Annotated in this window: 11 protein-coding genes; 6 read left to right on the forward strand and 5 right to left on the reverse strand. The window is 61.1% G+C overall.

Annotation, left to right across the window (positions count from 1 at the left end):
• Positions 1-1,073: MobQ family relaxase (mobQ, locus tag AC2FFD_RS22050; protein WP_496874151.1), on the forward strand; the 1,073-nt coding region annotated here is incomplete at its 5' end.
• 434 nt (positions 1,074-1,507) lie between these two features.
• Here mobQ and AC2FFD_RS22055 read toward each other — a convergent pair.
• Positions 1,508-3,886: a penicillin acylase family protein gene (locus AC2FFD_RS22055; protein WP_496874152.1), complete on the reverse strand. Its 2,379-nt coding sequence runs from the start codon at positions 3,884-3,886 to the stop codon at positions 1,508-1,510.
• A gap of 125 nt (positions 3,887-4,011) precedes the next feature.
• The gene (locus AC2FFD_RS22060; RefSeq protein ID WP_496874153.1) at positions 4,012-4,218 is read right to left on the reverse strand and encodes a hypothetical protein; all 207 of its coding nucleotides are present in this window, start codon (positions 4,216-4,218) and stop codon (positions 4,012-4,014) included.
• Between the two features lie 621 nt (positions 4,219-4,839).
• Between AC2FFD_RS22060 and AC2FFD_RS22065 the strand changes: the two genes are divergently transcribed.
• On the forward strand, positions 4,840-5,277 hold the full coding sequence (locus AC2FFD_RS22065; RefSeq protein ID WP_162791944.1) for a helix-turn-helix domain-containing protein: 438 nt from the start codon (positions 4,840-4,842) through the stop codon (positions 5,275-5,277).
• A 3-nt stretch (positions 5,278-5,280) separates the two neighbouring features.
• Here AC2FFD_RS22065 and trfA read toward each other — a convergent pair whose 3' ends face one another.
• Entirely contained in the window at positions 5,281-6,288 is a 1,008-nt protein-coding gene (gene trfA / locus AC2FFD_RS22070; RefSeq protein ID WP_114291868.1) for a plasmid replication initiator TrfA, read from the reverse strand.
• 339 nt (positions 6,289-6,627) lie between these two features.
• Here trfA and AC2FFD_RS22075 point away from each other — a divergent pair, with 339 nt between their 5' ends.
• From AC2FFD_RS22075 to AC2FFD_RS22085, 3 genes are read left to right on the forward strand one after another with little or no spacing between them, the layout of a single operon-like run.
• On the forward strand, positions 6,628-6,876 hold the full coding sequence (locus AC2FFD_RS22075) for a type II toxin-antitoxin system Phd/YefM family antitoxin (RefSeq protein WP_240310366.1): 249 nt from the start codon (positions 6,628-6,630) through the stop codon (positions 6,874-6,876).
• Complete coding sequence (locus AC2FFD_RS22080) at positions 6,876-7,301, forward strand: type II toxin-antitoxin system VapC family toxin (RefSeq protein WP_114291866.1); 426 nt, start codon at positions 6,876-6,878, stop codon at positions 7,299-7,301. The genes AC2FFD_RS22075 and AC2FFD_RS22080 overlap by 1 nt, the downstream gene beginning before the upstream one ends.
• On the forward strand, positions 7,298-7,477 hold the full coding sequence (locus AC2FFD_RS22085; RefSeq protein ID WP_205387742.1) for a hypothetical protein: 180 nt from the start codon (positions 7,298-7,300) through the stop codon (positions 7,475-7,477). The genes AC2FFD_RS22080 and AC2FFD_RS22085 overlap by 4 nt, the downstream gene beginning before the upstream one ends.
• Here the strand turns inward: AC2FFD_RS22085 and AC2FFD_RS22090 are convergent.
• Both AC2FFD_RS22090 and AC2FFD_RS22095 read right to left on the reverse strand, forming a co-directional pair.
• On the reverse strand, positions 7,471-8,028 hold the full coding sequence (locus AC2FFD_RS22090; protein ID WP_219436698.1) for a hypothetical protein: 558 nt from the start codon (positions 8,026-8,028) through the stop codon (positions 7,471-7,473). The two genes, AC2FFD_RS22085 and AC2FFD_RS22090, sit on opposite strands and share 7 nt — an antisense overlap.
• A complete protein-coding gene (locus tag AC2FFD_RS22095; protein ID WP_114291872.1) occupies positions 8,025-8,285 on the reverse strand; it encodes a hypothetical protein in 261 nt (86 codons plus the stop codon). The genes AC2FFD_RS22090 and AC2FFD_RS22095 overlap by 4 nt, the downstream gene beginning before the upstream one ends.
• A 155-nt stretch (positions 8,286-8,440) precedes the next feature.
• Between AC2FFD_RS22095 and AC2FFD_RS22100 the strand changes: the two genes are divergently transcribed.
• A partial coding sequence (locus tag AC2FFD_RS22100) for a MobA/MobL family protein (protein WP_496874154.1) occupies positions 8,441-8,689 on the forward strand: 249 nt, incomplete at its 3' end.

Below are 8,689 nucleotides of genomic sequence, written 5' to 3' on the forward strand. Positions count from 1 at the left end.
ACGCCCCGGATTGGGTCTTCGACCGATCCGAGTTGTGGAACCGGGTCGAGGAAGCCGAGACCCGGAAGAACAGCCAGGTCGCCCGCGAGATCCGTGTAGCACTCCCTGCCGAGCTGTCCCACGCGCAGCGTGTCGCCCTGGTCCGCGACTTCGCCCAAGCGCAGTTCGTGGACCGGGGCATGGTGGCCGATATCGCCCTGCACGCGCCAGGGCGCGAGGGCGACGAGCGCAATCATCACGCCCACATTCTGCTGACCACCCGCGAGATCGACGCGGAGGGCTTCACCACCAAGAACCGCGACTGGAATGCTGTCGAGGTTCTGGAAGGCTGGCGCGAGGCGTGGGCGCGGGACAGCAACGCCGCCCTTGAGCGGGCCGGCATTGAGGACCGCGTGGACCACCGGACCCTCGTGGCGCAGCGCGACGAGGCGCTTGAGCTGGCATCGGCGGCGCGAGATCGCGGCGACGATGGCGCGGAGCTGGTGCAGACGGTGCGGGCCATCGAGCTGGACCGGCCGCCCCTGCCCCAGCTCTCGCTGGGGGCGTGGCAGCTCAAGGAGCGCGGCATCGAGGTCGGCCGCGTCGGGGCCTGGCACGAGGCCAAGGCCCGTGCGGCCGAGGTGATGGAGCTGGCGCGGGATCTGGCAGGCCAGGTCCGCGACTGGCTTGATCGCGCAGCGGAGCGGGTGCTGGACCGGCTAGGGTCCGGGCAGGCCGAGCTGGCGCTTGCCGGGGGCCGGGATGGCCGGGACCAGGAACCTGATCTTGCCGAACGATTGCGGGAGGCTTGGGAGGCACGGCAGGGCAGACCAGAGGTGCAGGAGGCTGACGCGCCAGACCGGGAACGGGAAACGCCGCAGGACTTGGCGGCGCGGCTGCGCGAGGCGGCGACCGGGATCGACCCCGACACCCTCGCAGACCGTGCCGCCGCATTGCGCGAGGGCCGCGAAGCCGAGGAACGGCAGGTCGAGCTGGACGCTGCGCGGGAGCAGGAGTTGGAACGTCAGCGGGAGATCGAGCGCGAGGCGGACAGCATCGCCGAGCGAGATCGCGGGCTGGGCCACGGGCTATAGAAGGGCTCGTGGTCCAGCCCGTAGCGGTCGTTCGGGCAGCGCGCGGCGAAGGTTATCGAAGAGCCCTTTGCGGAAGCGCCAATTTCTCGTAGCACTTGCACGCAGCGGAACGGTCGACGCGATGCCGCGGAACGTTGTGCGGTGCCACAGTTGGGATCTCGGACACTCATGCTTGGCGCAGCGCAATCCAGAAAGGGAGAAATCGGATTGCGGAACATTGCCGCCGTTCGCTGCCCTACACCCTGAATAGGCGTTTCGCGCGAGGAACGACAGCGGGCTCGAGCATTGTGTTCGATTGCCCGGACGTATTGTAGGAGAATGAAAAACAGCTCAGGCACGCAACGCACCGCGCTACAATCCTGCGCGGTGTTGTCACGGGCCTAACGACGAAGCTTAAAGTTAAGTGGCCGCCCCGCAGGGCGGCCACTACGCCACTAGCGTTCGACCGAGATCGTCTCGCGTGAGACAGCAGCTGTCTCTACTTCGGCGCGCGTGAAAGGTTGCACGCGACAGTCGAAGTTCTCGTAGAGATCGAGTTGGTCCATGTAGTGCGGCGACTTTTCACCCGCGGCACTGACGAACCCGCTTTGGCCCGGGGGCGTCACGGCGCAGAATTCGACGCTATCCCCGCGAAACGTGACGCGGTTGTTTTCCGTGCCCCGGTTCATGGCCGTGCCGATTGCCAGTGTCTCGCCCGTGCCGGCCTGCGGGATGCCCATGTAGTTGTCGGTCCCGAAGACGTGCTGGCTGATCTCGATGCGCCAGTCGCTCGGGGTGTCGCTGCCAAACAGTTTGGAGAGCTGTGCGGCAGCCTTGTCGAGCGCGGCAAGAATGATTTCGTCACGGCCAGCCGCATCAGCCCCGTTGAAGAAGTCAAAGGTCTGCGGCACGCCCGAACCTTCGCCCAATAGAGCGTTGTGCAACGCCTGCGCCGTGCGCGAAACACGGTGATACTGGATGACCGACGGAATCGCCTCGCCATCGTCAAGCAACACATCCGCGACCATCACATCCAGCCATGTCTGGAACAGACCAACCGCTGCCGTCGTGGCCCGGCCATCTTCGCTGCGCATCTGCTGACCATCCCAGTCGCGCAGTATCGCAACCAGTTCGCCGCGCGGACTTTGCGGGTCTACCTCGTCGGCGGCGTCAATGATGAAAGGCAGGAAGTAGCGGGCGTTGATGTCAAGGAAACTGATTTCGCGGTTGATCTGCCAGACCTCCTCGGGTGTCAGTTTTTCCTTGGCATCAAGACGGGCGAAGATCTCGACCACGCGATCGGCGGTGCCCCATGGCGTGGCTTCGTAGTTTGCGGTGCCGCCCTGCGCAGAACGGTTGTTCCAGTTGGCGATCCAGCCTTGCGGCGGATTGTAGGTCATTGGCGTTTCGGCGAAGGGACGCGTGCCCAGCCATTCGTCGCGGCCCGGTTCGGCGGGCAGACGTTCGTCATGCCCCTCGGCGCGTTGCGGCACGAAACCGGGCGAAACATAACCCATGTTGCCGTCGCGGTCGGCATAATACCAGTTGATCGTCGTGCCGACCTTTTCCGCCTGGTCCAGCCATTCCTCGTAGTTCTGCGCCTTGGTGGAGTTGGCCCATGCCATCAAGGTCTGGATTTCGCTGCCAGCCCAAGCGCGTTTGAACCCGTAGGCGGTGTTGCTGGCCTCGTCGAAATGGCTGACCGTGCCGTATTCGCTTTCCCAGACGGTCATTTCTTTGTCGGGCTGACCCTTTACGCGGATGGTTTCGACGCGGGCCGTCATGTCTACCCAGTCATCGCCCATGCGGTATTGGTGCGGATTTTCCGGGTTCAGCGTTAGCCGATAGTAATCGTTGACATCGCGTGGCCCGGCGGTCGCGCCCCAGGCGATGGTTCCGTTCGTTCCAAACAGCACGTTGGGCACGGCGAAGGGCGTGTTGCCGGTCAGGTCAAACCCTGCGCCGTGCAGGCCAATGCTGAAGACATAGGACGGGTTGAAGTTACCAAATTGCGGTCCGTTGATCAGGATGGTGCTGCCATCCGTGGTCTTAGCCGGACCGACGATCCAGAGGTTGCTGGCGCGCGGGCGGGTGTCGTCACTGATGATGTTCTGCTCGCCCAGAAGGCTTGCAAAGCGGCTGCCATCGGGCGTGCCAAGCGATGCCTCGCGTCGATATTGTTCGCCCGCGGGAACGGTGGTCGGCGATTGCGGGTCTTCGTTCCAGAAAAGCTGGTCGAAGATTTCGCGACCCTTTTCGTCACCGAGTTCAGCCTGAAGTGCCGCAAGCGCCTGTGCGTTGGCCAGTTCCGAACTGTGGCCCGAGAACCGTCCGGCCATAGTGCCGACATAGATCATAGCAACGTCAAGCTCGGTCCAGTGCGCAGGCTCGAAGCCGAAATCGGAAAACTGCTTAGGAAGGTGGGTGTCCGGCTCCGCCAGGGCCTTATCCACCCAAAGGTTGAACCCGGCGGCATAGCCGCGCAGGATGTCGCGCTCATTCGCGTCCAGTGCCTCGATCTGGCGAAGGATTTCCTGCTGGTCGGCTAGTCCGCGCATCTTAATGTCGAAAGGCAGATTGTCGGCGCCGAGAACCTCCGCGGTTTCACCGCGGACGGCGCGGCGGGCCATTTCCATCTGGAACAGGCGATCTTGCGCGACGGCATAGCCGAAACCGGCATAGAGACCGAAAGTATCGTCCGCGTAGACATGGGGCACCCCCCAATTGTCACGCATGATTTCGAACTGCGTATCCGCGACTGCCGGAAAGGCAAGACATACTGCGAGGCTGGCCGAACACAGCGTTCGACCCAGCCCAAAACGGGGCTTGAACATGGGGATCCTCCAGACCAGGCGCCTCTCGCGCCTTGAGGGAAAGCTATAATTAACCGTTCGGACGGTCAATTAATTTTATTGCAAACAGGCCGCTGAAAAACCCTGCTGTGAGGAACGGTTTCCCTCTACGCGGATGCTGGGTGTGACTGGATCATGGGCAGGCAGTCCGAGTAGCCTGCTTTCCGGCTCAGCGGCCAGCTTAACTGGGCTCTTTGGGCGCGGCGCACATAGGCCCCGACGCTGCCCTTGCCAAGCCCGAGCGACACGGCGATATCCCGCTCGCTCAATCCCTGGCCAAACTTCAATCGCAAAACATCTCGTATGCGGCGCATGTTCAATCGTCCCGTCGGCATTCTGCCCCCCTTCATTCCTGAAGGGGCATCTATCCTCAGTTTGCCGACCAGACCTGCCCGCGATCCCGCGAAATCACTGCCCACCTTCGCGTGAAATCACTGCCCGGGATCGCGCGAAACACGCACAGAATGCCGTGGGAGAGACCGCCGACCTAATCACCTTGCAACGCGATCATGGGGTCTGGGAAGATGGACATGGAACAAGGGCGCACAGAAAAGTGGTCAACAACTCGGCTCGATTAAGAGCTCGATCGACGCTCAATCGTAAGCCTGCGGCGAGGCGCAGCGAATGGTGGGTTTAGACTCCCGGGTTTGGTGCTGCCTTGAACGACCGCTATCGTGATCTGCGCTGCGGCGCAGAACCTCGCTTGCTGCGGCTGCGCAGTAATTCCTTCGTCATACTGCAATTGCACCAGCTAATCGCCGAATGGCCGGAAAGTCCGCACACTGTGAGTTCACGCGCAGCGCAGCGAAGGTCCGTTGATGTGAATCTCGGCAAGTCGTTTGGAGAATGCGCCAAGTGGGCGTAACATGCGTAACTGTAAGCCTCACAGGTAGATGAGGCGAATTGCAACCCTGTGAGAGCGAGCAGTTACACCCATGAGTTACACCCTAGGAGAAGCTGCGAAAGCGGCAGATTTCAGCAAGCCAACTCTTTCCAGAGCCATAAAAAAAGGGAAGCTTAGCGCGAAACGTCTTGATGATGGCTCCTACAGCATCGACGCGGCAGAGCTGGAACGGTGGAAGGATGCTAACGGGCACAGGAACGGTGCTGTGAAGCGAATTGCAACCCCTACCGAAACACCTGAAACACCCCGTGAAACCAGTGCGTTGCAGGCCGAAGTTGAGAAGCTTCGCGCCCAGGTCCAATCTGACCAGCGCGAACGCGGTTTTCTGGAACAACGCATCGAGGATCTGAAAGAGCGGGCCGAACGGGCGGAACGCAAGGAAGACCAGCTCCACGCGCTCCTGGTCGATCTGCGGCCGCAGACGGCAGCCGAGCCGCGCAAGGGCTTCTGGGGGCGGTTGTTTGGATAGCCGCTAGCGCAGGCTGTCCTGTTTTGCACAATAGGCGACAAAGGCCGCTCCTGCGTTCTTCGGCGGATTGCCTTTGGCCGTTTCCGCCTGCGCGAAAGAAAGCCAATCGGCCCGCAGCGCGTAGTAGTCTCGGCCCTTTTCCCGTGCCATGGCGCGGGCTTTCTCTTCGGCCCAGTCGGGCAGGGCAATGGCTGGGGTGATCTGCGCCTTGGACTGGCGGGGCCGGACGATCACGAGGTCCGCATCGTCCAGCTCGAAGCGGTAGAACGGCGTCACGTCCGCCTTGATGATCTCGCGCAGATTATGCCGGAATCGTTTGACGGGGGCGTTGCTGCCCGTCTTGTTCTGGAGCGTCGTCAGTCCGATCTGCCATTTCGGCTTGCTGCCGCAATGTTTCCGCGCAATCTCGTAGAGGCGGCGTTCCAGCGGGCGACGCAGCCGGAAGTAGTCGTTCGAGATCGTGACAACCTGGTCGGACTCGATAGCCCGCATGAGCCAGCGCGACAGCTTCACCTCGCAATAGTCCAAGCGGAACCGTTCGTCGTCTGTGCGCACAAAACCGCCCTCGTCGATGAGCGAGAAAATCCGCGTCTCGATCTTGCCACCGGACCTGATGTTGGTGACGAACTGCGCACCCTGGAGGCGGGCGAAAGCGTCTTCGAGGCGCTTGTAATGGTTGCCACCGATCGGGCGGTTGGTGGCAACCGACAGCTCGCGGGCTGAAAAGCGCACGGTATCCCCAATCGCCTCGCCCCGGTTCTTGCGGTGCATGAGCTGGCTGATCGTGAAGATCAGGATGTCCTTGTCGAAGATGGTGGGCAGGCCGAGGCCGGATGGTCGGATTTTCAGAATGTTGTCGCCGCTGCGATATTCGAGGTGCCGCATGTCCGGTTTCGTTGCCAGTGAGAACAGCGGATGCTCCATCGAGGCCATGTCGTCCTTCGGCACCGCATCCGCGATATCGAGGACGAAGAAATCAAGGTTTGGGTGGCGATCTGGCAGCAAACTCATCAGCGAATCTTTGACCTATCAGGAGCTTTCTCGTTTGACCTATCAGGAACCAAATTTCGAGGAAAGCCCGTTTGACCCTTTCGGAACCAAAGTTTGACCCTTTCGGAACCAAAGTTTGACCCTTTCGGAACCCGGAAGCGATTTTATTTCAAGCAGAGCAAGAGGTTGCTGAATCCGTAACTTACTCCGTAGGTAACACTATTAACACTAGGGCAGAACGCTGACCGGATGGGTGGGTAGCAGGAAGAGGAAGCTAGTCATGAAGGGTTCAGATTGACATTCTAGCTTGTTGTAGTTACGTTGCTACATAAAGTGCTTAGAAGGATGTGAGCGATGGGAATGACAACGATCAACAGCCGGACGTTCAATCAGGATGCCAGTGGTGCAAAGCGGGCTGCGCAAGACGGACCTGTGTTCATCACAGACCGGGGCAAACCCGCTCATGTCTTGCTCAGCATTGAAGCCTACAGGCGGCTTACAGGACGCCAGGAAAATATTCTTGATTTGCTTGCCGATCCAGAAGCGGCAGACGTAGCTTTTGAACCGGATCGCTTGGGTCGCCTCACACGTCCCGCTGATTTGTCCTGATGTTCATCCTCGATACGAATGTGGTGTCCGAGCTGCGCAAGGCAAAAGCAGGGAAGGCGGATGCCAATGTCGTTGCCTGGGCCGAGGATCAAGACCCGTCAGCCCTCTTTCTGTCCGCCATCACCCTCTTGGAACTTGAGATGGGCGTCAGGCAGATGGAAAGGCGTGACAGCACGCAGGGCGCCGTCTTGAGGGCTTGGATGGCTGATCGGGTGCTTCCAGTGTTCGAGGGGCGTATCTTGCCCGTGGACGGGCCTGTCGCGCTCTGCTGTGCCGCTTTGCATGTTCCAGACCCTCGCAGTGACCGGGACGCCCTGATCGCTGCGACAGGGATCACCCACGCCATGCCAATCGTTACGCGCAATGTTGCGGATTTTGAACCGACAGGCGTGCAGATCATCAACCCATGGGAGCCGATGCCATGACACCCAGCAACCCGACAGCGACCGTTCTCAGAACAGAACGAGCCATCATCGAAGGCATCCAGCGCGGGCTTGTGGATGTTAAAGCTGGCCGGACGGTGAGCCATGAGGATGCAATGGCATCCGTGCGAAAGATCATCGACGCTGCGGTGGAGCATGGCCGGACTGATTTTCACTGATCCGGCCTGTTGATCCAGATCGCGCAGTAGCTGGACCCGTTGTCCTGTTCGACCACCTGTCCGCCTGCGGTGCCGCAATAGATGCTTGGAAACTGCCCAAACTCACGGGCATCGCCCCGCCCCGTGATCCAGAACGCCGCCAGAGCGCCAAGGAGCGCCCCTGCGGCCCCTACAGAGGCCAACCACACCCAGAACCCGCCAAACCACCGCCACGCCTCTCTGCGGGCCTCTCCGGCGGCTCTGCGAAAGGCATCGCGCTCCTTGGCCAGTTCCCCAGCCACCTCCGTCAGGACGCCCTGTGCGGCGCTGGCAGCCGCTGCGGTGGCATTGCGGACAACCTGGTCCCGGTCATTCCGCAGGGTGTTCTGGAGGCTTGCCGGGGCATTTTCTGCCGCGCGTTCCATCTTGCCAACCGCCTGGGTCAGGGTTTTGTTCAGGGCTTCAGCTTCCTGCTTGTCGAGGCTGGTGCGGGCAAGATGCTCGATGCTTCGGCGCAGGGCTGTCAGCTCCTGCGAGAGGATGTCGAACGCGTCTCCGGGGTTCCCGCTCATGTCTGATCCGCCTTCGCCGCCACCTGATCCAGTTCCGCCAGCAGCCCGACCAGCTCTTTCTGATCGACTTCGCGGGTGGCGTTCTTGCGCAGGGTTGCCGCCATCCATCGTGCAATCTTCGGGTCTTTCAGGGCTTCGGTTGTCACGATGGCCCCGACGATGATTTTCCGGCGGGTCTCGCTGGCTTTCTGACGAGTCTTGAGGCGAGCGAGTTTGGCCTGTGTTTCCGCTATCTGCTGATCTACTGTTCGCGCCATTTCGGTCTCCACGCTCATCGCCCTATGTTGATTTGTGCCGTGGGTTGAGGCAGGGTGCAAGACACGAAGTGCCCACTTATACAAACGCTGCGCATTTGTGTGGGCAAAGGGGCAACTGCATTCCCCTTTGAACCCCAAGCCGAGTGCGATCCAGAATGGCAATCTATCATCTCAGAGCTTCGATGATTTCCCGCAGTCAGGGCCGCAGCGCCACGGCGGCAATTGCCTATCGCGTGGCGGAGCGTATCGAAGACCGTCGCACCGGGCTTGTCTTCGATTACACGGCACGGGGCGGTGTCGATCATACCGAAACCCTTGCGCCTGACCACGCCCCGGATTGGGTCTTCGACCGATCCGAGTTGTGGAACCGGGTCGAGGAAGCCGAGACCCGGAAGAACAGCCAG

The sequence above is a fragment of the Ruegeria sp. YTSC002 genome (assembly GCF_059609845.1).

What these genes read in the sequence shown, in the direction of transcription:
- AC2FFD_RS22055 (WP_496874152.1), bottom strand. Translation starts at nt 3,886, where the DNA reads ATGTTCAAGCCCCGTTTTGGGCTGGGTCGAACGCTGTGTTCGGCCAGC.
- AC2FFD_RS22060 (WP_496874153.1), bottom strand. Translation starts at nt 4,218, where the DNA reads ATGCGCCGCATACGAGATGTTTTGCGATTGAAGTTTGGCCAGGGATTG.
- AC2FFD_RS22065 (WP_162791944.1), top strand. Translation starts at nt 4,840, where the DNA reads ATGAGTTACACCCTAGGAGAAGCTGCGAAAGCGGCAGATTTCAGCAAG.
- trfA (WP_114291868.1), bottom strand. Translation starts at nt 6,288, where the DNA reads ATGAGTTTGCTGCCAGATCGCCACCCAAACCTTGATTTCTTCGTCCTC.
- AC2FFD_RS22075 (WP_240310366.1), top strand. Translation starts at nt 6,628, where the DNA reads ATGACAACGATCAACAGCCGGACGTTCAATCAGGATGCCAGTGGTGCA.
- AC2FFD_RS22080 (WP_114291866.1), top strand. Translation starts at nt 6,876, where the DNA reads ATGTTCATCCTCGATACGAATGTGGTGTCCGAGCTGCGCAAGGCAAAA.
- AC2FFD_RS22085 (WP_205387742.1), top strand. Translation starts at nt 7,298, where the DNA reads ATGACACCCAGCAACCCGACAGCGACCGTTCTCAGAACAGAACGAGCC.
- AC2FFD_RS22090 (WP_219436698.1), bottom strand. Translation starts at nt 8,028, where the DNA reads ATGAGCGGGAACCCCGGAGACGCGTTCGACATCCTCTCGCAGGAGCTG.
- AC2FFD_RS22095 (WP_114291872.1), bottom strand. Translation starts at nt 8,285, where the DNA reads ATGGCGCGAACAGTAGATCAGCAGATAGCGGAAACACAGGCCAAACTC.